This is a genomic window from Salinivibrio sp. PR6, assembly GCF_001995955.1.
GTDB classification, from domain to species: domain Bacteria; phylum Pseudomonadota; class Gammaproteobacteria; order Enterobacterales; family Vibrionaceae; genus Salinivibrio; species Salinivibrio siamensis.
Map to the genome: position 1 here is coordinate 13,695 of NZ_MUFA01000028.1, position 25,392 is coordinate 39,086.

General features: G+C 50.1%; 23 protein-coding genes, 1 tRNA gene and 2 pseudogenes. 17 read left to right on the top strand and 9 right to left on the bottom strand.

Going from position 1 to position 25,392, the window contains the following annotated elements:
* Nucleotides 1–2: 2 nt before the first annotated feature.
* From BZG72_RS15290 to BZG72_RS15310, 5 genes are all read left to right on the top strand, one after another.
* Nucleotides 3–932, top strand: coding sequence for a GAF domain-containing protein (locus tag BZG72_RS15290; protein ID WP_077667209.1), 930 nt, complete (start codon nt 3–5; stop codon nt 930–932).
* Between the two features lie 57 nt (nt 933–989).
* Nucleotides 990–1,724, top strand: a complete 735-nt coding sequence (locus tag BZG72_RS15295; protein WP_198930078.1) for an HD domain-containing protein — start codon at nt 990–992, stop codon at nt 1,722–1,724.
* A gap of 160 nt (nt 1,725–1,884) precedes the next feature.
* A tRNA-Leu gene (locus tag BZG72_RS15300) sits at nt 1,885–1,971 on the top strand.
* A 209-nt stretch (nt 1,972–2,180) separates the two neighbouring features.
* Entirely contained in the window at nt 2,181–3,059 is an 879-nt protein-coding gene (locus BZG72_RS15305; RefSeq protein WP_077667210.1) for a LysR family transcriptional regulator, read from the top strand.
* Nucleotides 3,060–3,196: 137 nt separating this feature from the next.
* Nucleotides 3,197–4,123 (top strand): YeiH family protein, encoded by a 927-nt coding sequence (locus BZG72_RS15310; RefSeq protein ID WP_077481661.1) that lies wholly within the window; start codon nt 3,197–3,199, stop codon nt 4,121–4,123.
* 20 nt (nt 4,124–4,143) lie between these two features.
* Here the strand turns inward: BZG72_RS15310 and BZG72_RS16270 are convergent, their stop codons facing one another.
* Entirely contained in the window at nt 4,144–4,290 is a 147-nt protein-coding gene (locus BZG72_RS16270; RefSeq protein ID WP_157891195.1) for a hypothetical protein, read from the bottom strand.
* A 270-nt stretch (nt 4,291–4,560) separates the two neighbouring features.
* Between BZG72_RS16270 and BZG72_RS15315 the strand changes: the two are divergent.
* The 4 genes and pseudogenes from BZG72_RS15315 to BZG72_RS15325 all read left to right on the top strand — a co-directional run.
* Nucleotides 4,561–5,193 (top strand): annotated as a pseudogene (locus BZG72_RS15315) (cation transporter); the annotation flags it as partial.
* A gap of 321 nt (nt 5,194–5,514) precedes the next feature.
* Nucleotides 5,515–5,961: a GNAT family N-acetyltransferase gene (locus BZG72_RS15320; RefSeq protein ID WP_077667212.1), complete on the top strand. Its 447-nt coding sequence runs from the start codon at nt 5,515–5,517 to the stop codon at nt 5,959–5,961.
* 22 nt (nt 5,962–5,983) lie between these two features.
* A pseudogene (locus BZG72_RS16165) lies at nt 5,984–6,067 on the top strand (FAD-dependent oxidoreductase); the annotation flags it as partial.
* A gap of 103 nt (nt 6,068–6,170) precedes the next feature.
* Nucleotides 6,171–7,190 carry a S66 family peptidase gene (locus tag BZG72_RS15325; protein ID WP_077667213.1) on the top strand — a complete coding sequence of 340 codons (1,020 nt, stop codon included), beginning with the start codon at nt 6,171–6,173 and terminating at the stop codon, nt 7,188–7,190.
* Between the two features lie 166 nt (nt 7,191–7,356).
* On the opposite strand, the gene BZG72_RS15330 is transcribed toward BZG72_RS15325, so the two are convergent.
* Both BZG72_RS15330 and ubiT read right to left on the bottom strand, forming a co-directional pair.
* On the bottom strand, nt 7,357–8,970 hold the full coding sequence (locus BZG72_RS15330; RefSeq protein WP_077667214.1) for an ABC-F family ATP-binding cassette domain-containing protein: 1,614 nt from the start codon (nt 8,968–8,970) through the stop codon (nt 7,357–7,359).
* A gap of 248 nt (nt 8,971–9,218) precedes the next feature.
* The gene (gene ubiT, locus BZG72_RS15335) at nt 9,219–9,725 is read right to left on the bottom strand and encodes a ubiquinone anaerobic biosynthesis accessory factor UbiT (RefSeq protein ID WP_158075486.1); all 507 of its coding nucleotides are present in this window, start codon (nt 9,723–9,725) and stop codon (nt 9,219–9,221) included.
* 219 nt (nt 9,726–9,944) lie between these two features.
* On the opposite strand from ubiT, the gene ubiU reads away from it, so the two are divergent.
* From ubiU to BZG72_RS15355, 4 genes are all read left to right on the top strand, one after another.
* The gene (ubiU, locus tag BZG72_RS15340; RefSeq protein ID WP_077577931.1) at nt 9,945–10,940 is read left to right on the top strand and encodes a ubiquinone anaerobic biosynthesis protein UbiU; all 996 of its coding nucleotides are present in this window, start codon (nt 9,945–9,947) and stop codon (nt 10,938–10,940) included.
* Nucleotides 10,941–10,949: 9 nt separating this feature from the next.
* A complete protein-coding gene (locus BZG72_RS15345) occupies nt 10,950–11,825 on the top strand; it encodes a U32 family peptidase (RefSeq protein ID WP_077667216.1) in 876 nt (291 codons plus the stop codon).
* 143 nt (nt 11,826–11,968) lie between these two features.
* On the top strand, nt 11,969–12,460 hold the full coding sequence (locus tag BZG72_RS15350; protein WP_077667217.1) for a GNAT family N-acetyltransferase: 492 nt from the start codon (nt 11,969–11,971) through the stop codon (nt 12,458–12,460).
* The gene (locus BZG72_RS15355) at nt 12,457–12,855 is read left to right on the top strand and encodes a VOC family protein (protein WP_077667218.1); all 399 of its coding nucleotides are present in this window, start codon (nt 12,457–12,459) and stop codon (nt 12,853–12,855) included. The genes BZG72_RS15350 and BZG72_RS15355 overlap by 4 nt, the downstream gene beginning before the upstream one ends.
* 83 nt (nt 12,856–12,938) lie before the next feature.
* On the opposite strand, the gene BZG72_RS15360 is transcribed toward BZG72_RS15355, so the two are convergent.
* Complete coding sequence (locus BZG72_RS15360) at nt 12,939–13,856, bottom strand: hypothetical protein (protein WP_046073402.1); 918 nt, start codon at nt 13,854–13,856, stop codon at nt 12,939–12,941.
* A 487-nt stretch (nt 13,857–14,343) separates the two neighbouring features.
* On the opposite strand from BZG72_RS15360, the gene katG reads away from it, so the two are divergent.
* The 3 genes from katG to yqfB all read left to right on the top strand — a co-directional run bounded on the left by katG (nt 14,344) and on the right by yqfB (nt 18,476).
* On the top strand, nt 14,344–16,521 hold the full coding sequence (katG, locus tag BZG72_RS15365; protein WP_077667219.1) for a catalase/peroxidase HPI: 2,178 nt from the start codon (nt 14,344–14,346) through the stop codon (nt 16,519–16,521).
* Nucleotides 16,522–16,702: 181 nt separating this feature from the next.
* Nucleotides 16,703–18,070, top strand: a complete 1,368-nt coding sequence (dcuC, locus tag BZG72_RS15370; RefSeq protein ID WP_046073400.1) for an anaerobic C4-dicarboxylate transporter DcuC — start codon at nt 16,703–16,705, stop codon at nt 18,068–18,070.
* A 91-nt stretch (nt 18,071–18,161) separates the two neighbouring features.
* Nucleotides 18,162–18,476, top strand: a complete 315-nt coding sequence (yqfB, locus tag BZG72_RS15375; RefSeq protein ID WP_077667220.1) for a N(4)-acetylcytidine aminohydrolase — start codon at nt 18,162–18,164, stop codon at nt 18,474–18,476.
* A gap of 89 nt (nt 18,477–18,565) precedes the next feature.
* Here yqfB and BZG72_RS15380 read toward each other — a convergent pair whose 3' ends face one another.
* From BZG72_RS15380 to budA, 3 genes are read right to left on the bottom strand one after another with little or no spacing between them, the layout of a single operon-like run.
* Nucleotides 18,566–19,324: an SDR family NAD(P)-dependent oxidoreductase gene (locus BZG72_RS15380; RefSeq protein ID WP_046073398.1), complete on the bottom strand. Its 759-nt coding sequence runs from the start codon at nt 19,322–19,324 to the stop codon at nt 18,566–18,568.
* A 25-nt stretch (nt 19,325–19,349) separates the two neighbouring features.
* On the bottom strand, nt 19,350–21,032 hold the full coding sequence (gene alsS, locus BZG72_RS15385; protein ID WP_077667221.1) for an acetolactate synthase AlsS: 1,683 nt from the start codon (nt 21,030–21,032) through the stop codon (nt 19,350–19,352).
* Nucleotides 21,033–21,073: 41 nt separating this feature from the next.
* On the bottom strand, nt 21,074–21,850 hold the full coding sequence (gene budA, locus BZG72_RS15390) for an acetolactate decarboxylase (protein WP_077667222.1): 777 nt from the start codon (nt 21,848–21,850) through the stop codon (nt 21,074–21,076).
* A gap of 194 nt (nt 21,851–22,044) precedes the next feature.
* Between budA and BZG72_RS15395 the strand changes: the two genes are divergently transcribed.
* Nucleotides 22,045–22,962 carry a LysR family transcriptional regulator gene (locus tag BZG72_RS15395; protein WP_077667223.1) on the top strand — a complete coding sequence of 306 codons (918 nt, stop codon included), beginning with the start codon at nt 22,045–22,047 and terminating at the stop codon, nt 22,960–22,962.
* Here BZG72_RS15395 and BZG72_RS15400 read toward each other — a convergent pair.
* On the bottom strand, nt 22,959–24,017 hold the full coding sequence (locus BZG72_RS15400) for a hypothetical protein (RefSeq protein WP_077667224.1): 1,059 nt from the start codon (nt 24,015–24,017) through the stop codon (nt 22,959–22,961). The genes BZG72_RS15395 and BZG72_RS15400 overlap by 4 nt on opposite strands.
* A 124-nt stretch (nt 24,018–24,141) precedes the next feature.
* The gene (locus BZG72_RS15405; RefSeq protein ID WP_046073393.1) at nt 24,142–25,191 is read right to left on the bottom strand and encodes a hypothetical protein; all 1,050 of its coding nucleotides are present in this window, start codon (nt 25,189–25,191) and stop codon (nt 24,142–24,144) included.
* Nucleotides 25,192–25,392 lie beyond the last annotated feature (201 nt).

Sequence of the window (25,392 nt, forward strand, 5' to 3'; positions counted from 1 at the left end):
ATGTGATACATATCAACACGCAAGACCAAATTCCTTTTGAGCATTTTGAAAAAGCAAGTCGCGATACACTCAAGTATTTGAATAAAAAGTTTGGCTACGGTACGTGGATGATGACCCGTAAGCATGAAGATCAATGGGTCATCTTACAGGTAGAAGGGAGCAAATACGGTATTGATGAATTGACTACACTCACGTGGAGCGATTCAATGTGCAGTCGTATGGTGCAGGGTGAAGGACCGCGCTGGGCGCCTGACGTTGACAGTGTCCCCGCGTATGTGAACGCGCCAATCTATCAAGCGGAGAATATTAAGTCGTATATTGGGATCCCTGTTTGCTATTCGGATGGTAACTTATTTGGCACCTTGTGCGCGATAGACACTGAGCCGGTTGATCGCATTCCGCCTGACGGTCTAGAAACGATAGAACTCGTCTCAAAATTACTCTCAACGCTATTACAGCTTGAGCTGCAAAACATCGACTTGTCGCGAAAACAAATGAGTTTTTTACCCTCACAATTAAAAGATCATGAAACCGGTTTTCTTAATCGATTAGGTTGGTCTTTATATTTAGAAAAAGAAGAAAGCAATATCCGTTCGGTGGGTACGCCCGTGTATGTGGTGGCTATTGATGTTTCTCAGAGCAACCAGTCAACGCATTTGAAAGATACCGCAATGACCACTCTGTTTGTGTCCATTCTCAATGGTGTTTTACATGACGATGGCTATATCGCTCGATTAGGGGAAGATATCTACACCATGCTCTGTGCCAATAAAACCGAAGAGCAAATGGCGGTGATGGTTGAACGTCTTGCGAAAGAATTGAGTGAGGCTCAGATCCCTGTCGCCATTGGCTTCAAAAAACACGACTATGGTGATAACTTGGATGCAACTGTGATTGCTGCCATCAAAAGTGTCAGGCAATCATTAACATAGTGTGTTCATGCCAGTGCCGTTGGTCGAGCAGGAACACCCACTAGCACAGGAAACGTCATGTCACGTAAGCTAACACGCACTAAGCCTCGACCCTCCAAGCCTTGTATGGTGTGCCAATTTGTCAAAAGTGATATGAGCCGAGCAGTGCAGAGAGTGAAGCGGACCATTACGCGTACTGCCGTGCCATATGTTTCACCGGCACATTATACTGTCCCCGATAGCCAAGCCTGTCAGCAGGCGTTAGCACTGGTTAAACAATTTAGCCCTGAATTTTTAGTCAACCACTCCTTACGTAGCTACGCGTTTGGTCTGGCGATGAACCACAAAATAAAACAAGGTGTTGATAAAGAAGTCTTTTTTGTTGGCGCAATCTTACATGATATTGGCTTGACCGACTATGTTGCCCAACAAGACACCTTCGAAGTCGAAGGCGCCATCGCTGCACAAGCGTTTGCATTGGAACAAGGATTGTCGGCGGAGCAGGCCGATCTGATTCATGAAATGGTCGCATTGCATAATTCGGTAGGTGTAGCGCATCAATGCGATCCAGAAATCGCATTACTGCATTTCGGTGCGGGGGCCGATGTAGCGGGGCTTTGGGTTGAAGATATTCATAAAAAGACGCTGCACGAAGTGCTTGATACTTATCACGACCAAGGGTGTCAGGCCGGAATGATTCAGCTTATCCAAGACCAAGTCACGCGCAAGCCGCATAGCTACATGTCGACCATGGTGGACTTAGGGTTCCTCAAAAAGGTGGCGAAACACCAATTTGCCCATAACCCGACATAAGCTGTTATATGCGACGTCAGGTTGTTGAGTCTGTCTGCTTTTCAACCATCTGAATCAAAAAGAATAAAAGGGCTATTGACCTCGGGTTAAATTTCATTAAAGTACACCCACGTTCGCAGCGCAGTCTGCGGACTATGGTGCTACCACGCATAACTGCGTTGCCCTGGTGGTGGAATTGGTAGACACAAGGGATTTAAAATCCCTCGGCGTTCGCGCTGTGCCGGTTCAAGTCCGGCCCGGGGCACCATAGCACTCTCATTATCCCTATCTATCTTCTATCACAAATAAACGATTCTTATTCTGTCTAGCCTCAAGCACAGAGAGCTTAGCGTGCTCTGATATGCAATAAGTCGCTAATAATAATGCATGATCGCCGATAGTCCAAGGGTGCTGACAAGCGGTAATAGCGCTTTGTGTCTTTGCCGCGCTCCGGTAGGATAGCGTGAGGAGGGCGGCATGAATCTAACCCAAATTGATGCGTTTTGTGCAGTCGCAGAGACTGGCTCGGTGTCTGAAGCTGCACGTCAGCTGGATGTGAATCGTTCACGGTTGAGCATGGCGATTAAAGCGCTAGAACAATCACTCAACGCCGAATTGTTCGATCGCACCGGTAACCGTCTGACACTGTCGGAAATCGGCAAAGCTGTGTACAAAGATTTCGAGAGTATATCGGTCACCGCGGCCCGCATTCGTCGTACGTGCGAGCAAGCGAATGCCGGCTTTAATGCCGAAGTATGGATCGCACGTGATGATGCGATCCCCGATCCACTTTGGCAGGACTGGGCGCATCAGCTAAACAAGCGCTTTACGGCGACGTCCTTCAACCTGGTGTTGGCCTCGAGCGGTGATTTGGCCAATTTGGTTGAAATCCAACAAGTCGACTTTGCGTTTGGCGTGGACTACGAGCGCATTGACGATCCGCGCATCAACTATCAGCCGTTGGGTAAAATTCGCATGATGTCGGTGTGCAACAGCGAGCACCCGTTGAGTCGACTGCGTCGGGTCAGTGATGATCAACTGCGTAATGCCATGCAAGCGGTAATGGTCTATCTCAATGAAAAAGACAATCCCGAGCTGCAGCCTTTCTCACGCCGTTATATTGGCTTTTCGAGCTTTGAATATATGCTCAATACCATCTTACAAGAAGAAGCGTGGGGCGTGTTGCCTGAGCCGCTGATCCGGCAATACTTACGAGAACAGCGCTTAGCGGTGATCAAACACACCTATGGCTTAACCCAAGAAGACTACTGCCTATTCACCGCCTCAGGGATGGCCGAGCATCCTGGGATCCAATGGCTGAGTGATAGCATTACCAATTACTTGTTTGATTTCTAAATGTGCGCCTCGATGATTGTTTTTCAATGCCTTGCAATACATGTTAAGCAAAACTTAACCTAGGTTAAAAAGTTTAAGATTTTCTGAACAATCACTGAGCGCTACAATGCCGTCACTGAATTTCACCGAGCATCCTTATGACTGCATACACGCGTTATCTTCCTTTTTCATTGGCTGTGTTAGCCTGTTTAACCCCTTGGGTGAGCTCGCCGATTGCATTGGTATTGGGTTTTTTGCTGACCTCCCTAGGCTGGGTGCCAAGTGCAATTCCGCTCACGAAAATCACCAAAAAATTACTGGCTTATTCGATTGTGGGTCTGGGGTTTGGTATCCCGCTGCAAGAGGCGCTCGCCGTGACAGGCGATGGGATAGGGCTGATTATTGCCACCATTGCAGGCACGCTGATTTTTGGCACATTACTGGGCAAACTTATGGGGCTGGATAAAAAGACTGGTCACCTGATTGCCTCAGGCACTGCGATTTGTGGCGGCAGTGCAATCGCAGCTGTCTCGCCCGCTATCAACGCGGATGATAAACAAATTGGACTCGCGTTAGGCACGGTGTTTGTGTTGAATTCATTGGCGCTGTTTGTGTTTCCCATGGTTGGGCATGCGCTGGGCTTAGATCAGCACACGTTTGGAACCTGGGCGGCGATCGCGATTCATGATACATCATCGGTGGTGGGCGCGGCGTCCGCTTATGGTGAGCAAGCACTAACCACTGCGACCACCCTCAAACTTGCGCGCGCATTATGGATTGTGCCTGTGGCGTTTGTTAGCGCACTCATGTTTCGCAGCCACGCTAAAAAAATCACGATTCCTTACTTTATCGTTTTTTATTGTCTAGCGATTGGTATCAGTGATGTCTTTGTCCAAGCGCAACCCATCTATGAGGTGATTTTCGCCATCTCAAAGCAAGTATTAGTGGTGTGTTTATTCTTAATCGGCTGCAGTATTTCTGTCACCCAGCTACGCACGGCAGGCCCCAAACCCTTATTGTTTGGTGTCGCGCTGTGGGTGATTATCTCCTGTACATCGCTTGCTTGGCTGCTGCTAGCTGCCTAGCCTCCGTCGTTGCCTCAGGTTCACTCATGCGGCGTGTCCTGAGGCAAACGTAATACCGCGACCAACAGAAACGCACTGAGTGCCGCACCAAACTGCCACCATCCTGTGCTGGTCATCGCGAGGAAAAGCTGCAAGCTAATTGCCGCGAGTAACACGCCTTTTCTCATCTTTTTAGTCCATAAAGAATCTAAATTTAGATTTAGTATGCGTAAAAGTTATATGCAAGCAAAATGCGATTTAGCGCTATCTCATAACTAAAATTTGTTTAGAACACTCACTGTCAGAAATATTGACAGTTGGTTTCATGAATAAGCTATTGAAATAAAACGCCTTTCATTTTTCCCTTAGCAGGGTGGTGAAAATGTCAGCAAGTTCGTGTTTGTAAAGCGGCGCAGTAGCACCAAGAATATGTGCGTGTTTTCTACTTTTGGTGTTTTATGTCTTCTCAAAACGTGATCAATGAAAAGTCAGTATTAGTGTTTTCGGCCCTTCTCGCATTGGGGTTTGCCATCGCCGGCCTTGCCGTTGGATGGATTGCTGGCTCTTTAGTGATTATGTTCGACGGTATCTACTCGTTGATTAGTCTAGTGTTAACTTTGTTGTCACTGGGCGCGTCGTGGTATATCCACTCGCGTTACGCACGGCCGATCACACGTGCGCTGCTGACACCGCTTGTTGTCGCCATTAAAGGCGCCGTGATTTTGCTGCTGGTAAGTTATTCTCTGTATGAAGCAGTCTCGTCCTTAGTCGAGGGTGGGCGTGCGGTTAACCCGTCATTGGCGGTGCTGTTTGGTATTGTCAACGTAGTGGGTTGTGGTTACGGATGGTGGATGATTGCACGCAAAAACCAAACAGGGCAAAGCCAGTTGGTGGAGGCGGAATCGCGCCAGTGGCAAATGGACACCTTATTAAGTCTCGCAGTCACCTTGGGCTTTTTAGGTGCTTGGTTAGTGGCGCATTCACCTTGGTCGGATTATGCGGTTTATGCAGATCCTATGATGATGGTATTGATGTCGTTCTACTTCATCAAAGTACCATTTGTCATGGTGCGTAACGCGTTAAAAGAGCTCGCGCCTGTTACCGTGAAGTGGTATCGCACCCGCTCATTGGCGTAATCAGAACACGACGCAACACGGACCTAGCCAAACGATCCTATATCCGTGCAGGGGGCGGCATATACTGAGGCGGCGTTTAGCCGCCTTATTTATATTACTTTATGCACTATAACTTTTTATGTTGGTGTTCATATCAACCCAGATACTGTGGGCGATTTCAACGTAGTGTGAAGAAATATATTTTGCTCTCTATGCTCGTCTGTTGAGGTGTTGGCAGCAGAACGTCGTGATGGCGCTTACACTGAAAAGTAACCATAGTGCTGCGGTAGAGAAAGAATGTTGCATATAGCGAAAGCGGAGTTAAATGATCTAGATGCCCTCACCGTGCTATTTGACCAATACCAGCGCTGGCTTGCGATTCGTCCGCCGCTCAGTCAAACAAGGGCGTTTACTGAGCAACGGTTGCGCGAGCAAGATACTTGTATATTGACCGCTTCTTACCAATCCTCCACTGTGGGATTTGTCCACCTAACGCCTTTGTATTCGCTCGCGAGGGCGCGCCGTGGCTTAATTATTAACGATTTGTACGTGCAGCCGGATTCACAGCGACAAGGTGTCGCACGGGCATTAATCTTGCACGCTCTCAAGGAGGCTCGTGCCCGCCAAGCCGCTTGCTTATTGCTACAAACCCATCAAAGCAACCATGCCGCTCATCATCTTTTTGAATCTTTTGGTTTTATTTGCGACGTTAGCCAGTATTATTTTCTGGACGTGACCGATTAACGGGTGACGAAAGGCGTAGCGAATGGCGTACGATTATGTGGTCGTAGGGGGCGGTATCGTCGGCGTGGCCACCGCTTGGCATTTGCAACAGCAATATCCAAAAAAATGTCAGACTATCAGTACGCCTCACAGCGATTGATCGGCGAATATTGTGACTGTCTTGTCCAGATGATTTAATGGTGGGGAGATTAAATATCAAGGAATACAATATGTTACTGCCACCTCCTCTTAAAAAAGGCGAGACAGTTGGCTTTTTCTCGCCATCATCTCCTGCCACCGTATTTGCGCCCCAACGATTTGAACGCGCGATGGATTATGTCAAAGCACAAGGCTTTGATCTTAAGGCGGGGGTATTGACCGGACAATCGGATCACTATCGCTCAGGCTCGATCAAGGCGCGTGCGGAAGAGCTCAACCAGCTGATCCGTGATCCGAATGTGCGCTGCATCATGTCGACGATTGGTGGAATGAACAGCAATGCTTTACTTCCCTATATCGATTATGCCGCCTTGGCTGATGATCCTAAGATTATCGTGGGTTATTCGGACCTCACTGCTTTACTGCTCGGTATCTATGCCAAAACGGGATTAATCACGTTTTATGGGCCAGCATTAGTGGCGTCTTTAGGGGAGTTTCCGCCACTGGTTGATGAAACCTTTGATGCGTTTCGAGCCGTAACAACTGAGAATGTAACGCTGCCGATGACCTATAAGATGCCTGCCCAATGGACGGATGTCATGATTGATTGGGGCGAACAGACAGAGGCAAAACCGACCTATGAGAATGCATGGCAATTTATGGGTAAGGGTCAGGTAAATGGGCGCATTATCGGTGGCAACCTCAATACGCTGAATGGGATCTGGGGAACGCCTTATATGCCAGCGATTGAAACAGGCGATATTCTGCTGATTGAGGACGCTTTGTTGGATATTGCCACGGTTGAGCGCTCACTCGCACACCTAAAACTGGCTGGGGTGTTTGATACGGTAGGCGCGGTGTTACTTGGTAAACACGAGCTTTTTGATAACAAAGGAACGGGACGTTCAACCTATGACGTTCTTGAAGAAATACTCGATGGCCAGCCGCTCGCTGTGGTTGATGGTTTTGACAGTTGCCATACGCATCCGATGTTAACCATACCTTTGGGGGCTCAAGCCTGTATTGATTTTGATGCCCAGACGGTCTCACTCACGCAACCTTGGTTGGCGGGTGAGCACGCTGGGCAATGAGCTTGGATTAGTAGGCCACACCGATACGTTGGCGACGGTGGGCGCCACTTTCCCTATGTGAAGCAAAGGGAATTGATACCCTTGCTGACTGATTATCGCTTACCGCCCAGCGCACTGTGGGCGGTCTATTTATCGCGTAGTTATCAACAGCCTGTCGTGCGCCACTTTATCGATCACTTGGCAAGCTGCTGGCAGCATGATATCCAAGCTCCCATTGATGGGTCAGATGCAGCGCATCAATAAAGGCATCGTCATGGCTGACCAATATATAGGCACCTTGATAATGATTAAGCGCGTCGACCAGTGCGTGTTTGGCTGAGATGTCGAGGTGATTGTCCGGCTCATCCAACAGTAACAGTGGCTGGGCGTGTTGGTGAGATACCGCTAACATCGCCACTTTCATCTTCTCGCCACCGCTTAAACTATCAACCGTTTGATAAACGCGGTCGCCACGTAACCCTAAGCTAGCAAGGCAGGTTCGAGCATCCGACTCTGACAAGTCGCTATGATGGCGCAAACAAGATAGCAGTGTTTGTTTAGGATCCAGTAGTGAGAAGTGTTGATCTAAATACACACAGTCACCGACAACGTCGATTGAGCCGCTGACAGGCGCGTGATGACCCATTAACGTTCGCAGTAATGTGGATTTTCCTACCCCATTTTGCCCTGTTAGTAGCCAATGCTCCCCCGCGTAGACAGACCAATCAAGCGGTTCAGTGTGTCCGAATGGCAACTGACACTGAGTGGCTTTTATAAGCCGTCGCCGTTTCATTGGCTCTGAGTGATGCATATACAGCGTTGGGTTGTTTTCCGGAAGCTGCGTATCCAACGCGTCAAGTTGCTTTTGGTAACGCTTAAGTTGCTGAGAAAATTGTGTTTTCGCTCGAGACTTAGCGTCTTGCGCACTTTCTTTTTGACCATCTAAGATCAACTTTGCCTGACTAGATTTCTTACGTAACTGTTTGCCTTTTGCTTCGCGCTTCTGTGCCTTCTCAGCACTCTGTTGCTGTTGACGTAATACCTGTTTGTGCTGTTTATTGAGGTGCGTTCGTTTCGCGATGAGTGCCTCCTGTTCTTGCTGTTGCGCGCGAACGAACTCGTCATAGTTGCCCGTGTATTTTGCGATACCTTGTGGTGTTAATGCATAGATAGTTCGCATATGGCGAAGTAACTGTTGGTCGTGACTCACCGTGATCACTAACCCAGGATAGTTTTCGATCCAGCTTACGAGCTTATGTCGTGCGGTTCGGTCAAGATGATTACTCGGTTCGTCGAGTAATACGATATGCGCTTGGGAGTGAAAGACGCGATATAAACTCAACAAGGTCAATTGGCCACCGCTAAGCTCATGCAAAGGCGCTGATAAAGCGGCATCAATGCCCAACTGGGTCAGTATTGCCTGATAGCGTTCAGCGATATCCCAGTCATCATTTACGCGCTCGTAATGCGTTGGGTCGATGCTTCCAGCTTGAATGGCCGCCAACGCATGAAGCTGTTCGGCAATGCCCAGTACTTCAGCCAATGTTTGTGTCTTTGGCGCGGTAATATGTTGCGATAGGTAAGCAATATCACCATCGTGTTGTACATGGCCTGAATAATGAATTCCTTGCGCGGATGGCAACGTATGGCCCGCCAGTAGCGCGAGGAGTAGTGATTTGCCGGTGCCATTGTCACCCACAAGGCCAATGGGGCCGTGCTCAAAGGTGATAGAGACAGGCTCAAATAAGACTCGCCCATCGGGCAGTGTCACGCTCAGATCATGTGTAATAAGGTAAGGCATAAGGCCTCCTTTATGTAAAGCAACACAAAGGGGCGGCGGTATGTGCTACACAGAAAACCTGTGTAGAGACAGTTTGGCAATAGAGAAAACGTAAGCCCAGTGACCATGAATACCGACTAACCCCAAGATACCGAATATAAAAACGGTGTAATGAGTGTTAGTTGTTCATTGGCACAGACTCCGCTAAAGAAAGGAAATAAGACTATATAATAGGCGACTGGGCGTCTGCAACCCCAGCCGCTCGTGCACTACAACGCGAGTTTAGTGAGGTAGTGATGGCTTAACGTCAGTGAGCGTGCCAGTGGTTTGGGTAGGGTGTCGATTTCGAGGCTATCAAGTAAGTTTTTCACATGTAGCCCGAGTTCGGTATCACCACTGATACTGAGTTGGCGCTGGAAAAACAGCGTATCCGGATCGCAATAGTGAGTCGCCATTTTCAAAAACGCTAACCAATCTCCCTCGATACTGGCGTCTTCTTCCCCCGATAAACGTACCAATAATTGGTTGTCTTCGTTCAGTGATACGAACCAATTGGCGTTGAGATCGCGCAAACCAATGCGAATAGTGCGGCCAGCAAGAAAATCGAACTCGTCCTCTGCCAGCGGTACCGCAAAAGCGGTATTCATCAATTTAGTCAGCACCTGAGCTTGTAGCCCTGTTGGCAACTTAGTGATCGCTTTTAGCCCCGGCGTAATCAAGTTGGGTTGGGGTAGTGGCAGGGCAAGGGGTTGTTGGGTGATTGGGTTAACGAGCATTTGGCTTTCCTTTGGTGCCAATGGTTGAATGCCACTAGAGTAGCGAGGTTGACGGGGCTGTCCTTGGATCCGAGTCAAAAAGGAGTGGAGTTTTTGTGCCAACAGCGTCATTTATCGCGATTTTTACTATTACGGAGAAGTGAGCTTGATACACATCAACCCCCCACATTGGCAACGCCCTTATCTTAGCCGGACAATCATAAAATGGAATGCAATGTTATGGAGCTCCTTTGTCCGGCGGGCAATATTCCGGCGGTTAAAAAAGCGATCGAACATGGCGCCGATGCGGTGTATGTCGGCTTAAAAGATGACACCAATGCGCGCCATTTTGCGGGGCTGAACTTTACCGACAGCAAATTGCAGCGTGCCAGTCAGTATGTACATGACCACGGCAAAGACTTGCACGTTGCCATAAACACCTTTGCCCATCCTGATGGTTGGCGCCGCTGGCAATATGCGATTGATAGCGCCGCTGGTAATGGTGCCGATGCGCTGATCCTTGCCGATATGGCCTGTTTAGATTACGCCGCCAACACCTATCCCGATTTGGATATACACCTTTCTGTTCAAGCATCCGCCACTAACGCTGGAGCGATCCGTTTCTATCAGCAGCAATATGGCGTTAAGCGAGTGGTATTGCCGCGGGTGCTGTCTATTCATCAAGTTAAACAACTAGCACGCGATACCGATGTCGATTTAGAGGTATTTGCCTTCGGTAGTCTGTGCATTATGGCTGAAGGGCGCTGCTATTTATCGTCTTATCTTACCGGCCAATCGCCCAATACCGTGGGCGCTTGCTCACCGGCCGCATTCGTGCGCTGGCAAGATACTGAGCAAGGGCTGGAGTCGCGCTTAAACGGGGTCTTGATTGATCGGTACCAAGCCGATGAAAAAGCGGGGTATCCCACCCTTTGCAAAGGTCGTTTTTGTGTAGACGGTAATCGCTATCACGCACTGGAAGAACCCACCAGTTTGAACACCTTAAGTGTCTTGCCTGAACTTTATCGCGCCGGGATCAAATCGGTCAAAATCGAAGGTCGTCAGCGCAGCCCGGCGTATGTGGAGCAAGTTGCACGGGTATGGCGTCAAGCGATTGATCGCTGTATCGCAAACCCCGAGGCGTTTGATATTGCGCCGGATTGGGCGCACTCGCTCGATAGTCTTTCTGAAGGGGTGCAAACCAGTTTGGGTGCTTACCATCGCAAGTGGCAATAAGGAATTATGATGCAATTTTCTCTCGGGCCGATCCTGTATTACTGGCCCAAGACTGAGGTTGAAGCCTTTTATCAAGCGGCAGCAGACAGCCAAGCCGATGTGATTTATCTCGGTGAAACCGTCTGTGCTAAGCGGCGAGAGCTGAAAACCAAAGACTGGATCGGGCTTGCGCGTGAGCTGGCTGAGTCTGGTAAACAAGTGGTGCTCTCGACCATGGCGCTGATTGAAGCGCCCTCAGAGCTGACCATGCTGAAACGCTACTGTGACAATGATGATATTCGCATTGAAGCGAATGACGTGAGCGCGGTGCAGTTTTTAAGTGAGCGTCGGCAGCCCTTTGTGGTGGGGGCCGCTATCAACTGCTATAACCCACAAACATTAAAGCAATTTGTCGACCTTGGTATGACGCGCTGGGTGATGCCGGTGGAGCTTTCGCGCGACTGGCTGGTGAATATGTTAAACGGCTGCGATGCACTGGGTATTCGCGACCGGTTTGAGGTGGAGGTGACTGGTTATGGATACTTACCGTTGGCTTACTCGGCACGCTGTTTTACCGCGCGCTCAGAAAACCGCGCCAAAGATGACTGCGAGCTGTGCTGCCTAAACTACCCCAATGGGCGGTTAACGGAATCCCAAGAGGGCCAGGCCGTATTTGTGCTAAACGGCATTCAAACCCAGTCCGGGCAGTGCGCCAATCTCATTAACGATTTACCGTCGATGCAAGGGCTGGTGGACGTGGTGCGGTTAAGTCCACTGTCGCTTGACACCTTGCGCTGGGTAGACAAATTCCGTGCTAACCAAGCAGGCAATAACCCGCAACCGCTCAACCACGATTGCAACGGCTATTGGCACCACTTGGCAGGCATGACACAAGTCGTCGAGTAGTGGATGTTTCCTTTCAAGGGTGTGGGTAGAGTCACTGCATCAGTCTGATTTATCGGCCATTATCTAGTGTTGTAGTTTGACTAAACAATTGCATCAGGCGGTTGAGAGCCAGAACACCCCAAGACTTGAAAAGGAACACAAGGATGCAAGTGAGACGTGCCTCGGTTGAGGACTTGGATGCCATCTTCGCCCTGAATGTACAAATTGGTGACATGCACCATCAACATGCGCCGCATCTGTTTGCAACGCCTGGCCCAAGCGGTCGGGCGTTTTTGCAGCAAGCGCTGCAAGACGCGGATAAGTATTTTTGGGTGGCAGAGCATCAAAACAAAGTGATTGGCTTTTTGTCGGCAAGGCTGGAGTCGTTTGAACACATCCCTCATCTGGTCGACGATCCCATGTGTCATGTGAATACCATTGTGGTTGACCGTGATGCGCGTGGAACCGGAGCGGGCAAAGCGTTAATGGCGGCCTGTACCCAATGGGCGAAAGACAATCATGCCACTGTGATTAAACTAGAAGTGATGACGTTTAATCAGGATGCGCAGGCGTTTTACCACGCGCTGGGGTTTACCCCAGACTCTATCACCATGATGCAAACATTGAATTGCGAGCCGGAGGAGCCAGCACAATGATTGATAAAAACACCGTGATGCGGGTGGCACGACCCACCGACAATTTGGCCGACATTACCAACATGTATTGCGATGGGCTGGGGTTTGAGCTATTGGCGACGTTTTCTGGCCATAATGATTTTGATGGTGCCATTATTGGTCACCCACATCATAACTATCACCTTGAATTTACCCATCATCGCGGCACCCATGTCGGTCCAGCCCCGTCACAGGAAAACCTGTTGGTCTTTTACTTGCCGGATCACGCTGCATGGCAGACTGCGTGTCAACAAATTGAAGCCGCTGGGTTTAAACCTGTGCCGAGTTACAATAGCTACTGGGATAAAGACGGGCGTACCTTTGAAGATCTGGACGGTTATCGTGTGGTACTACAAAACCGTGAGTGGGCGTATTAAAAACGGCAAGCCAACAATCGACTTGCCGTGTTGTCTACAGATGGGCCAATACTCCCCCGTTGAATAAAGGGAGCAGAGGATGATTACTTAATCGCGTCCGCTTCTTGTTTTTGACGTGCGCGATGTGCCGGACCAAAGCAGAACTGAATTTGGTCCGCGCTCGGTGAAGCGGGTGTTGTGGTGCCATCCAGCCAGTCATCCCAGCTTTTCACAAATTTATCGGCGAGCTTCTCCGCCGCACTTTCATTCCACAGCCCACCTTTAAAGGTCAGTTCCATCACATTCACAGTGATCTCAGTTTTGTACTGATCTTTAGGCGCACCTTTACCTGAGCTGTGACTGCGCTCCATCATCATAAAGGTTTGCTGAATACCGACGACAATGTCCGTCCCAGTCGCGTTCATGGTGTTTTGGACAAACAAGGTTTTGGTGTTTTGGGTATTCACTCGGCTAGTACACGCCTTGGCAAGGTTCACAATACTGTTTTTAATCAGCGGAACATCTTGCTCAGTGATTCCGTCATAGAGGCCAACGACTTTATCAATCAGAGAGTTGTAGTTCTCTTCTTCGTAATGCACCGTGGTGCGCTCTGATTGGGTGACATTAAAAAAGGGCACTTTAAGAATGGAGCTCACAAACTCCTGAAACCCTTCGGCATTCTTGTCATTATCTGGGTCCAGCGGATTCCAGCCGGTGCGGCTTTGAGCTAAGCCTAAAATGCTCGATACCGCATTACCGGTAGACTCGGTGAGCAAGCGAACAATTTCACTGTGATTGCCAGCGCTAATGGCATCATCCAATTTCTTACCTTGCGCTGATTCCGTTTGCGCATTTTTACCGGCACCGATGGTATTCTGACCAGATACTGAGCTGTCGCCATCGCGTGGTACCGCAAAGAGCGCGCTGTGCTGCAGTTGCTGTTGGTTAGAGACCAAACTTTGGTGGCTATTCAACCAAGTATCAAATTGAGATGTCAGGTTTTGTGCATCTGAAGCGTTCATAATTGTGTTCCTAATTGCGACAATGTGAATCGTGATTGAATGAGCTTCAATCGCTTAGGGCAACAACAAAATTCTGCCTGCAAAACTAGGCTAGCTTGCTTTGTTTTATTTTCCATCAGTCGATGAAGACAATTCTCTGTGGGGGATGGAGTTTAATCGCTACACACTGAAATATAATGCCTTTTTCTTGACGTCGATTTGACGAAGTCATGCTGCCATTGTGTTTTGGTGGCCATACAAGGTGTTAGGAAAAGGAGTGTCTATTTATCAATGCATTAGCGGTGTGGCATTAAGCGTATGCTGACTGGTAACTCTGGTGTCAGCAATCACAGTAATTGGCAAAACAGATTAGCGCGGATGTCTAATGCCTATTAACGTTGTATTAGTCGGGACAATCAGACACTTCGCCTGATTGCCTATTAACGCAATGCGCAAGCTGATTCGCTGTGAAGAAAGCTTGTCGAACAATAAGAGCAAGGAGAAAGCAATGTCTCAACAACGCTCAACGACAGGTGGCCAGTGCCCTGTCATGCACGGCAGCAAAACCTCGGAAGCGATGGCACACAAAACCTGGTGGCCAAACGCGCTAAACCTCGACATTCTTCATCAACATGACAGTAAAACCTCCCCCTTTGATGATGATTTTGATTATCACGCCGCGCTTAAAACTCTCGATATCGATGCATTAAAAAAGGATGTGAAAGCGTTACTGACCGAGAGTCAGTCTTGGTGGCCCGCCGACTGGGGACATTATGGCGGCTTGATGATCCGCATGGCATGGCACTCCGCGGGGAGCTATCGCATTGCCGACGGCCGCGGTGGCGGTGCGACCGGTAACCAGCGTTTTGCGCCTTTAAACTCATGGCCGGATAACGCCAATCTCGATAAAGCCCGCCGCCTGTTGTGGCCGATTAAGAAAAAATATGGCAACAAAATAAGCTGGGCAGATTTAATTTTGCTGGCGGGGACGATGGCGTATGAATCGATGGGCTTAAAACCCTATGGATTTGCATTTGGCCGCGAGGATATTTGGCACCCTGAGAAAGATACCTACTGGGGCGCAGAGAAAGAATGGCTGGCGCCAAGTGATGCTGAAAACAGCCGCTACTCTGGTGAACGCGATCTGGAAAACCCATTGGCAGCGGTGATGATGGGGCTGATTTATGTCAACCCAGAAGGGGTGGATGGCAATCCCGATCCGCTTAAAACCGCGCAAGACATGCGTGTCACCTTCGAGCGTATGGCGATGAACGATGAAGAAACGGTTGCACTTACCGCAGGTGGCCATACTGTCGGTAAGTGTCATGGCAATGGCGATGCGGAACAGCTCGGCCCCGAGCCGGAAGGTGCAGCGATTGAAGAGCAAGGCTTAGGGTGGAACAACCATCAAGCGCGTGGCATTGGTCGCGATACGGTCACTAGTGGCATTGAAGGAGCGTGGACCACCCATCCCACGCAATGGGATAACGGCTACTTTTATCTGTTGTTTAACTACGAGTGGGAATTGAAGAAAAGCCCAGCGGGTGCGTGGCAGTGGGAACCCATCGACATCAAAGAAGAAGATAAACCTGTCGATGTGGAAGACCCCTCTATTCGTCGTAATCCCATCATGACGGATGCCGATATGGCACTCAAAATGGACCCAACCTATCGCAGCATTGCGGAGCGTTTTTATCAACATCCCGAGCAGTTAGCGGATGCCTTTGCTAAAGCCTGGTTCAAACTGACGCACCGCGACATGGGGCCTAAATCGCGTTACATCGGCCCAGATGTGCCAAGTGAAGACTTGATTTGGCAAGACCCTGTACCGGCAGGACGCACCGACTATGACGTCGCGTCGGTAAAAGCGGATATTGCCAACAGTGGCCTGACACTGGCAGAGAAAGTGACGACCGCATGGGATAGTGCGCGGACTTATCGGCAATCTGATAAACGAGGAGGGGCGAACGGCGCGCGGATCCGTCTAGCGCCGCAAAAAGATTGGCAAGGGAACGAGCCGGAGCGTTTGGCGAAGGTAGTCAACGTGCTGAGCAATATTGCCCAGAAGCATCAGATTAGTTTGGCCGATACCATCGTGCTGGCAGGCAATCAAGGCATCGAAGAAGCCGCAAAAGCGGCTGGCGTCCCCGTCGACGTCCCTTTTGCTCCCGGTCGTGGTGATGCCACGCTTGAACAAACCGATGTGGCTTCGTTTGAGGTGCTAGAACCGGTTGCAGATGGGTTCCGTAACTGGCTGAAAAAAGACTACACCGTTCAGCCTGAAGAGTTACTGCTCGACCGTGCCCAATTGATGGGACTCACGGCCCCTGAAATGACAGTATTGCTGGGTGGTATGCGCGTACTGGGTGCCAATTATGGCGGTGCGTCGGAAGGCGTGCTGACTGACCGAGTGGGGCAGCTAAGTCATGACTTTTTTGTCAATCTGACAGACATGGCGTATCAATGGAAACCCGTCGGCCGCAACCGCTATGAAATCATTGCGCGCGACTCTGGTGCGGTGAAGTGGACGGCAAGTCGCGTTGATTTAGTGTTCGGTTCAAACTCTATTTTACGCGCTTATGCTGAGTTTTACGCGCAAGATGACAACCAAGCCAAGTTCGTACACGATTTCGTGGCGGCGTGGGTGAAAGTGATGAACGCTGACCGCTTTGATCTTCACCACTAGCCGATGACTTAACCAAGACAAACTGTGATCGCCAAGCCGCCTTTTATTGAGAGGCGGCTTTTTATTTGTCTTAAATCAAGCTCGGGGTTGGTTCTTGTCGTGCTACAGGCAGGGGTTTAGTACAGTGAGCTGAGTAAATTCCATCCAATTCTTTTATCTTTATCATCTGGCGGAGTGAATTATGCTAGAACTGCTCATTGGGCTAGTGGTAACGGTGGCTGTGGGCTACTTCATTGTCAAAGGTTATCGTGCTGCAAGCACCTTGCTAACCGCAGGGATTTTATTACTGATTATCACTGGGTTAATCGGGCACAGTGTCCTACCGGCTAAATTAACGTCGACGGGCAATCTGTTTACCGACTCGCTTGAATACGTGAAATACATGCTGCAATACCGGGGTGGCGGCCTTGGGATGCAAATCATGTTGTTGTGTGGCTTTGCGGCCTATATGTCGCACATTGGTGCCAACAATGTGGTGGTGAAACAGTTCTCTAAGCCACTCTCGGTGATTAAGTCACCTTATGTGCTGCTCGTAGCGGCTTACATCGTGGCGTGTTTGATGTCGCTGGCGGTCAGCTCTGCAACTGGGTTAGGTGTCCTTCTGATGGCGACCTTGTTCCCGATGATGACCGCGATGGGCATTTCTCGTCCTGCCGCCACCGCAGTGTGTGCATCTCCCGCTGCCATTATCTTGTCACCCACGTCGGGTGATGTGGTGATTGCGGCGGAAAAATCTGGGTTGCCTCTCCATGTGTTTGCGGTTGAAACCGTATTGCCGGTTTCTATTTGTGCAATCATTGTGATGGCTGCCGCGGCATATTTTTGGAACAAATACCTGGATAAAAAAGAAAACACGCCGATGGAGCGTGTGGATGTCTCTGAGATAGAAACCCACGCGCCTGCTTATTACGCAGTGTTACCGTTTTTACCCATTATTGGGGTGTTCCTGTTCAATGGGCAAACCATCAAGGGGCTGTATCTTGATATTTATACCATCGTGGTCTTGTCGATCTTCTTGGGGGCATTGGTGGACTTTGCGACCAAAAAATTTGATGGCAGAAGAACGCTAGAAGATCTCGATGCCTGTTATGAGGGCATGGCGGACGCCTTTAAAGGCGTCGTGATGCTGTTGGTGGCTGCTGGTGTATTCGCCCAAGGCTTGATGTCGATTGGTGCGATAGACAACTTATTGGGCCTAGCGGAAAGCGCCGGCGCCGGTGGCATCGCGCTGATGATGTTGCTAACCTTGCTCACTGTGGCGGCAGCAATTGCGACCGGATCGGGTAATGCGCCTTTCTATGCGTTTGTCGAACTCGCGCCCTCGTTAGCCGCGAAGATGGGGCTTAACCCAGCGTTTTTGATTATCCCCATGTTGCAAGCGTCTAATTTAGGCCGTACGGTTTCGCCTGTGTCGGGAGTAATTGTGGCGACATCAGGGATGGCAAAACTCAGCCCGTTTGAAGTGGTTAAACGCACCTCGGTGCCAGTTCTCTGCGGATTAATCACCGTGATTATTGGCACGCTTGTATTGGTGCCGATGATGGCGTAACGTCACAAGGTATGGAAAGCCCGCGTGCAAGTGCTCGCGGGCTTTTTTAATTGTATTGCACATAGGCCAACACGGTTTGGAAGAAAACAACATGACTGCCCCGACCAAAATCACTTTTTTCTCCACCTTAACGCCCATGGTGGCCGCCGGTGTTAAAACCATCACCATTCGCGATGAATCCGAAAGTCACTATCAACCTGGTTCGCGCGTCGCGGTACATCAGCTAGAAACCAATCATTATGTGTGTGACATTGTGATCGACAGCGTTGCTCCGCTTGCTTTCGAGGACATTAATGCCCGCCATGCGGAACAAGAAGGAATGTCGCTGACTGAGCTGAAAGCGCTGATTTTGCAAATCTACCCAGAACGCCCACCGTTGTTTGTGATTGATTTTCATCTGGCTTAACAGCTCGCGCGCTCGCAGCGCGTGGACTGACAGTGCGCCATGAAAAAAGCGCCCGATAACACGGACGCATCGCGACGCTTGGTGATTTCTCAGACGATTTTGGGTTGACCATCCGAGGCGGTGGCGCCGCCATCAACGGGGAGGTTAACACCGGAAATAAATGATGCATCGTCACTGACAAGAAATGCGACCGCAGACGCGACTTCTTCAGGCTCTGCCGGACGACCTAGTGCGATACGTTCATTGAACTTTTCCCGCACCGATTCAGGCCAGCCATTGGTCATGTTGGTCTTGACCAAGCTAGGACAGACGGCATTAATACGCACGCCTTGAAGGCCGTGATCGAGTGCCATGGCACGCGTTAGGTTCGCAACCGCCCCTTTTGCGGCACAGTAAAAAGCCGCGCCCCAATCACCGCCTAGGCCTGATACTGATGCCGTGTTTACCATTGAACCTTTGGTTTTAATTAACTCAGGCATGGCGTATTTGGCGCAAAAAACCACACCATCAATATCTACTCCTGATACTTTCTCCCAGTCAGCCAGAGTGCCGTCAATGACCGAACCAGGCGTATGCACCCCAGCGTTATTGATTAGTATATCTAGCTGTCCAAAGTGAGACACGACGTCTTGAATCATCGCTTCTACCGCTTTTGGATCTGACACATCGACAGAGAGCTTCAAGACGCGATCAGCATCGTACTTTGCTGCAGTGTCATTTAATGCCGCTTGGTTCCAGTCTGCAATGGCCACTTTGGCACCTTCTTGATAGAGGCGGTCGGTAATGGCTGCGCCAATGCCGTTGGCTGCGCCAGTAATCAATGCGACTTTTTGGTTAATACCTTTCATTGTGTTCTCCTTTTTATCTGATTGATCAAGCAAATACCGGATCCATACTGCCGGCCTCACGCGGGGCCATCAGCTTGAAGTTGTCACTGTAATCGACGGGGATCGCGATCACGGCGGGTCCTTCGGTGTCCATGGCTTGTTTTAATTGACTGGCGAGCTCTTCTTGGCGAGTGACCGCAAAGCCTTTAGCACCAAACGCCTCGGCGTAGGCTTTAAAGTCAATCGGGCCGAATTTCACACCGGAAAAGCGCTGATATTTTTTGACCTCTTGCATCTCTACCATGTTGTAGGCGTTGTCCACCCAAATAATGTGTAGCAAGTTGCATTTGAGGCGCACAGCAGTCTCAAGCTCCATGCTCGATTGCATAAACCCACCGTCTCCGGAAACGGACACCACTTTGCGATCGGGATTGAGCAAGCTCGCGCCAATCCCCCAAGGAAGCGCGACGCCCATGGTTTGTTGACCGTTCGAGACCAACAATTGACGGGAACGGAAGCAGTTGAGGTAACGAGCAATCCAAATGTGGAAACTACCCATGTCCAAGCACAAGGTTGTGTCTGGGGTGATCACATCCTGCATCACTTTGATTAGGTGTAACGGATGCAAAGCAAACTCTTGGTGTGATTGGCTGTAGGCACGGATCGCTTGGCGTTGGTGAGCGACTTCTTCGAGCACATCGACGGTGGTAGATGGCATCAGCCAGTGATGATCGAGCTGCTCGGTGAGTGCTTTCAGGGTAGGCTCAATTTGGCCAACGAGCTCAACGCTGGGGCGATAGTAATGCTCGATTTCCGCAGGCTCGACATCAATATGCACGATGTCTGTGTGTTGGGTATTCCAAAGTTCAGGATCGTATTCAATCGGGCTAAAGCCAATGGTGATGATAAGGTCTGCATCTGCGAGCAATAGATCACCGGGCTGGTTGTTGAACAAACCCACCCGACCCGCAAAGCGCTGGTAGTAGCTGATATCAACAGTACCTGCGGCCTGATAGGTGCCGAGAACGGGTAATTGGGTACGGTTAAGCAGAGCACGAATAGCGGCGGCATTCTCGGGGCGACTGGCTTGTAAACCTAGGAGGAACACCGGATTTTTCGCTGCTTTGATTTTATTGGCTGCCTCGCTGATGGCTCGCGTATCTGCCATGCCGGGCTGCGCGGGGAAGGTCGGTGCGAGGATATCACTTTCAACGGGTTCGTTGAGAATGTCCATGGGCAGACTGACAAAGGCAGCGCCGGGGCGGCCGCTTTCTGCTGAGCGGAAGGCATTGGCAAGGATCTCAGACGCAGCAGTGCTGGCTTGAACCTCGGCGCTGTATTTGGTGACGGAGCGGAATACGCTCACTGTATCAAGGCTTTGGTGGGTTTGTTTTTGTTGATCGGCCCGTTTTACCGCGCCCCCTAATGCGACCAAGGGATCGCCTTCTGAGGTTGCGGTTGCCAGACCGGTGACCAAGTTGGCACAGCCTGGGCCAGAGGTCACCATAGTCACACCCGCCTTACCGGTTAGACGGCCGACGACGCCCGCCATAAAGGCGCCATTCGCCTCGTGACGAATGGGGATCATCTTGATGTTGGTGTCTTCAACGGCGTCAAAGAGACGGTCGATTTTGGCGCCAGGAATACCAAAAATGTATTCGACACCTTGTTGTTCTAGGTGATTTGCGATCAGTTGTGCGCCATTGTCCCACTGTGTTTTTGTAGTCATGTTGGGCTCCTCGTGAGGTTGTCTCCCAATTGGAGGTGATATTATTTTTCTGCTTGTTCGATAGCGGCGTGTATGTTGTCCGAGGTTAAGTTCGCGTCGAGGAAGCTGGCATTGGTGGGAAGATCAATCACCAGTTTAGAGACCCGCCCAATTTGCAAGTTACCACAAGCCAATTCGTAGTCTTGGACATGGCCACCGCCTTGGCGTGTGTCAGTGATAAAGTGCTCGTGATAGCCAGCGACATTGATCCCTTGGGTATATTGTGGGCTGCGGAAGCCAGCAATCACGCCATTGACATGGTCAAAGCGAAACTCAGGTTGTGCAGCGATGGCCTCAAGCATGGGTTTGTACGGCGGCGTTTGTTTGGGCACAGTGCGAGTGCGAACATGCTCAAAGGCACCATCGATACGAACCGCACAAAAAATATTGTCGCTTGGCACCAAGCTATCGATGACATCATGCAGCTCTTGGCGCGACATGGGGTGATCAAAAGTCTGGCTGATCTCTGGCTTGAAGAAGGTCATGACCGCAAAGGGGGTCTTTTGGTCCGGGTCGGCATGACGCGCCGAGCCATCACCGCGCAGCTGAAATATGGTTTTATCAAAGGCGATGAGCTCACCGTCGAGTTGGTTGAATGTGCCGAGGCCGAAGTCGCCATGTTTGAGGAGATCGGCCATGGTGGTGTCGCCCTCGTAGATGCCATCAATCAAGGCACTCATCAGGGAGGATTGATAGATTTCGCCTTCACCCGTGTGTTGGTGATGCTCAACGTAGGCGGCCGCAATGTGCTCGGCACAGTGGCAGGTTTGGGTGCTCATAAAGCGTCCTCGTTAACCGTATTTAACGACCGTTCTGATAATCAAACGGTTCGTTGCGTGAAACCTATAGTTATGATGCGAGCTGACGTGAATAGCATCCAATACAAAAAAGGTTGGCTTTGATATCGAAAAGATATGGCACATAAAAAACGTGGTAAGATACTGAATATCAGAGACTTCTCAGAGGTAGAGTCATGGAGCTAAGGTATTTACGGTATTTTGTAACGGTGGCAGAGTGCCGACACTTCACCCGCGCAGCCGAAAAATTGGGCATTGCGCAACCACCACTGAGTCAACAAATTAAAAAGCTAGAGCAAGAGGTGGGCGTGCCTTTGTTTGAGCGTTTGTCGCGTGGGGTGGCGCTAACGCCGGCCGGTCAGGTGCTTTATGATGATGCGGTGAAAATCTTGGCGCAGTTGGATCACGCCGTGCAGCGGGTCAAACAAGTGGCGCGAGGAGAGCGGAATCAACTACGGCTTGGGTTTGCCAGCTCGACAGTGGTGAGCCAAGCCGTGTTAGAACTTGTTCGGCGATTACAGCAAGCCCATCCAGAGATTGATTTTCAACCAATAGAGCTGCCCATGCCTTCTTTGGTGGAAACCTTGCGTCAGCAGGATGTCGATCTCGCCTTTCTTCGCCTGCCGTGTTATGCCAGTGAACACGTGGCGCACACGCCGCTGTTTCCCGATCCGTTTAAGCTGGTGGTACCTGCTAATCATGCTTTTGCCACGCAGCAATGCGTGACGTTGTCACAGTTGGGCGATGATCCGATTATTCTGTTTCCGCGTGATATTGGCCCAGGGTTACATGATGCTTTGGTGGATGCATTAAAAGGAGCAGGGCTGGCGCCCTCGAATGCCTCGTTGGCACCGCAATTACATTCAGCAACGGCAATGGTGTCAGCGGGGTTTGGTATTGCCTTGGTGCCTGAATCATTGACCACACAGCTGAGCGATCATGTCGCTGTCGTCGCGGTTGACGATATGCCGTTAGTCAGCCACGTCGTACTCGCGTGGCAGCGCACCAATACCGCTCAGGGTGTGCGTCGGTGTATTCATACCGCACGTGAACAAAGTGAACGGTTAGCGTCAGAGGCCTTCATGGGCGACTAAGATTGCTGAGCTGCACGTTGCAGAAACTCCAACTGCATTCGCTCTTGCTCACTCATTTGATAGGGCTCGTCGGATAACTGTTCGGTGTCAAAAACACCGAGTGAATAATGATCCTGTGGGCTGATGCCAAATTGTGCCCGCTCACCGGGATAGCTCGACATACGCTCAATCACCACGTTTTTCAGTTGCCATTTATCGCCATAGCCACGCATCGAGGCTCGAAAAGCGCGTAGCTCTAGCGTTTGCTCGCCTTCACTGAGGCGTGTCTTATTGGTTAATACCGCAACGGGTTGATCGTCAGCAGTAAATAGATTAGCACGTACCCGATAAATACCGCCTTTGTCGATATCCAAAACGAGCGGGATAACCATATCCGGCCCGCGGCCGAAAACTGGCTTCACCCCTTTCACTTCCGCAATGGGCTGATAAAGACGAAAGTCGGCGGTGAGCACATCGTCGCCCCCATCAAAACTGAGGGCTGCTTTAAGGCGAAGCTCGACAGGCCAATCGGCTTCGGGCTCAATGTTCCACTGTGTATCTGTGACATCGAGGTGGGTCAATTCCCGATTAGCCTCGACATCAATGACCGACAAAGTCGCGTGATTAAAAGAGGCAGGGGTGACCAGTGAGGCTTGGATATTTTCTGGATAAAAGTAACGGTATTGGTTGAGCTTTAATGCCGCTTTCACTGAGCCATCGAGAATTGGCATTGGGGTCGAGATATGTTGATTCCAGTGTAAATACGGGCTTTGTTTTGATGGAATGGGGATCGAGTAGTCGGGATGCTGGATTTGCTCTGCATAATCGGCGGCAATGTAGCTCAGTGTCGGCGCCATCGAGGTTTTCATCACATCGGGCTCGGCAGGTTGAGCTTGTGCTTTGTGGCGCGTGGTATCAGAAAGGGAGGAGGCGGCTTCACGCATACTCGGGGGCGAAGGTGTGTGGCCACGTTCGGTCGTCGTTTGATGTGTCAGCGTGTCTGGTGCATCTAGCCATAAATACGCTGTCGTTCCCATTGATACGACCAAGGTTACTGCGAGCAGCAGTCTAGTCATAGTAATCCCTAATTAATGTGTTACAGCCACGGTAGCACAGGAAAGAAAAGCGAATAAATCCAACCTGCTGCCCTTATCTCGATGAAAGGGCAGCTTTGTTAATCACGTCACAGCCTGTCCGAAATCATTGTGGGAGGGCATGAACCAGCTCCGACAAGGTGTCACGGTCTGAATCACGGACATAACGGTACTTCTTACCAAACCAGCCATCTTCGTCAATGGTCTCGACAGCGATACGAGACTGATCGCCGAGCTTAAGCTCAGGATCGGTGGCTGTTACTTTGCCTTTATGCCAAGGATTAAAGATAGTCAGATGGCTATACTTATCGCCCATCAATAGCGGGTAGTGTGAGGGCATAAAGCGTCGAACCCCTTTGTGGACATAATCTAATTGGCCATCAAACTCAATGGCGGTTGAACAACTATCAAATGCATCGACATCGGCGGCACCACAGGCCGAGTGGGCGGCGACCACGCCATCGTCGCTGCCTGGTATAAAGGGTGATGTCGCCCCTAAGAAGTCAGAGCCATTGCCCACGAAACGAATACGCGGTACACGGTTATCAGGCCACATGGCGAGTTGGCGCGCGTTTGCCACTTTCAAGTCGTTCAGTACGCCGATATTGTCTTTGCTGGGGAGTTGTCCCATCCACAGTGACACGGCTTTTTTCATCGCATGATTTAGCCAACCACCACCTTCAGCAACATTCACCGCGATGTTGGCCAGTTCAACGCCGCCGCCTGCGCCTGCAAAGTCAAAGGTGCCGACAATGTTGAGTGGCTCGAGCCCTGCGTTATTCAGCCAGTTTGCTTGGTTGTCTAACAGGTAGCGTGCCACCAAGTCGCCGGTAGAGTGGGTCACTAAAATGCAGCCGGACAGACAGGTTTTTTGCTCGGAAAGCGTTTTTAATGCAGGCCATAGATAGTCTGATGCAATCTTTCCTTCGATCCGCTCGTGAGCGGGCCAATCGACACGGGCATCAGCATGCTGTAACCAGTAGTTTTGCCAGTAGTCTGAACCATCTACGGCTACTTGATCACGATCTGGTCGGCTTTGTAGTTGATCGGGTTGAAAGCCATGGATTAAAACGACTTTGTAGGGTCCTATGGCTGCAAAACTTGCAGCAGAGAACAATGCAGAGAGGATGAAGAGTGTTTTATAAATATATTTCATTATTGTTGCCAACCTGTTTTGAGTAAACACTCAGTATTTATAGCTGATTATAAACTCATTGCCATAGTAATAAATGGGTCAGCAAAAGAAAATTTAAACGAAAAAAGAAGAAAGCACCCTATCCATACCCTTGTTTTGTATAGTAAATGACCGTATTTTGTGTGAAGAGACATCAGCTGAACCCAGTATTAACCATATATT

Bases quoted from the DNA above. Each gene is read 5' to 3' on its own strand.
- BZG72_RS15295 (WP_198930078.1), top strand. From the start codon at position 990: ATGTCACGTAAGCTAACACGCACTAAGCCTCGACCCTCCAAGCCTTGT.
- BZG72_RS15305 (WP_077667210.1), top strand. From the start codon at position 2,181: ATGAATCTAACCCAAATTGATGCGTTTTGTGCAGTCGCAGAGACTGGC.
- BZG72_RS15310 (WP_077481661.1), top strand. From the start codon at position 3,197: ATGACTGCATACACGCGTTATCTTCCTTTTTCATTGGCTGTGTTAGCC.
- BZG72_RS16270 (WP_157891195.1), bottom strand. From the start codon at position 4,290: ATGAGAAAAGGCGTGTTACTCGCGGCAATTAGCTTGCAGCTTTTCCTC.
- BZG72_RS15320 (WP_077667212.1), top strand. From the start codon at position 5,515: ATGTTGCATATAGCGAAAGCGGAGTTAAATGATCTAGATGCCCTCACC.
- BZG72_RS15325 (WP_077667213.1), top strand. From the start codon at position 6,171: ATGTTACTGCCACCTCCTCTTAAAAAAGGCGAGACAGTTGGCTTTTTC.
- BZG72_RS15330 (WP_077667214.1), bottom strand. From the start codon at position 8,970: ATGCCTTACCTTATTACACATGATCTGAGCGTGACACTGCCCGATGGG.
- ubiT (WP_158075486.1), bottom strand. From the start codon at position 9,725: ATGCTCGTTAACCCAATCACCCAACAACCCCTTGCCCTGCCACTACCC.
- ubiU (WP_077577931.1), top strand. From the start codon at position 9,945: ATGGAGCTCCTTTGTCCGGCGGGCAATATTCCGGCGGTTAAAAAAGCG.
- BZG72_RS15345 (WP_077667216.1), top strand. From the start codon at position 10,950: ATGCAATTTTCTCTCGGGCCGATCCTGTATTACTGGCCCAAGACTGAG.
- BZG72_RS15350 (WP_077667217.1), top strand. From the start codon at position 11,969: ATGCAAGTGAGACGTGCCTCGGTTGAGGACTTGGATGCCATCTTCGCC.
- BZG72_RS15355 (WP_077667218.1), top strand. From the start codon at position 12,457: ATGATTGATAAAAACACCGTGATGCGGGTGGCACGACCCACCGACAAT.
- BZG72_RS15360 (WP_046073402.1), bottom strand. From the start codon at position 13,856: ATGAACGCTTCAGATGCACAAAACCTGACATCTCAATTTGATACTTGG.
- katG (WP_077667219.1), top strand. From the start codon at position 14,344: ATGTCTCAACAACGCTCAACGACAGGTGGCCAGTGCCCTGTCATGCAC.
- dcuC (WP_046073400.1), top strand. From the start codon at position 16,703: ATGCTAGAACTGCTCATTGGGCTAGTGGTAACGGTGGCTGTGGGCTAC.
- yqfB (WP_077667220.1), top strand. From the start codon at position 18,162: ATGACTGCCCCGACCAAAATCACTTTTTTCTCCACCTTAACGCCCATG.
- BZG72_RS15380 (WP_046073398.1), bottom strand. From the start codon at position 19,324: ATGAAAGGTATTAACCAAAAAGTCGCATTGATTACTGGCGCAGCCAAC.
- alsS (WP_077667221.1), bottom strand. From the start codon at position 21,032: ATGACTACAAAAACACAGTGGGACAATGGCGCACAACTGATCGCAAAT.
- budA (WP_077667222.1), bottom strand. From the start codon at position 21,850: ATGAGCACCCAAACCTGCCACTGTGCCGAGCACATTGCGGCCGCCTAC.
- BZG72_RS15395 (WP_077667223.1), top strand. From the start codon at position 22,045: ATGGAGCTAAGGTATTTACGGTATTTTGTAACGGTGGCAGAGTGCCGA.
- BZG72_RS15400 (WP_077667224.1), bottom strand. From the start codon at position 24,017: ATGACTAGACTGCTGCTCGCAGTAACCTTGGTCGTATCAATGGGAACG.
- BZG72_RS15405 (WP_046073393.1), bottom strand. From the start codon at position 25,191: ATGAAATATATTTATAAAACACTCTTCATCCTCTCTGCATTGTTCTCT.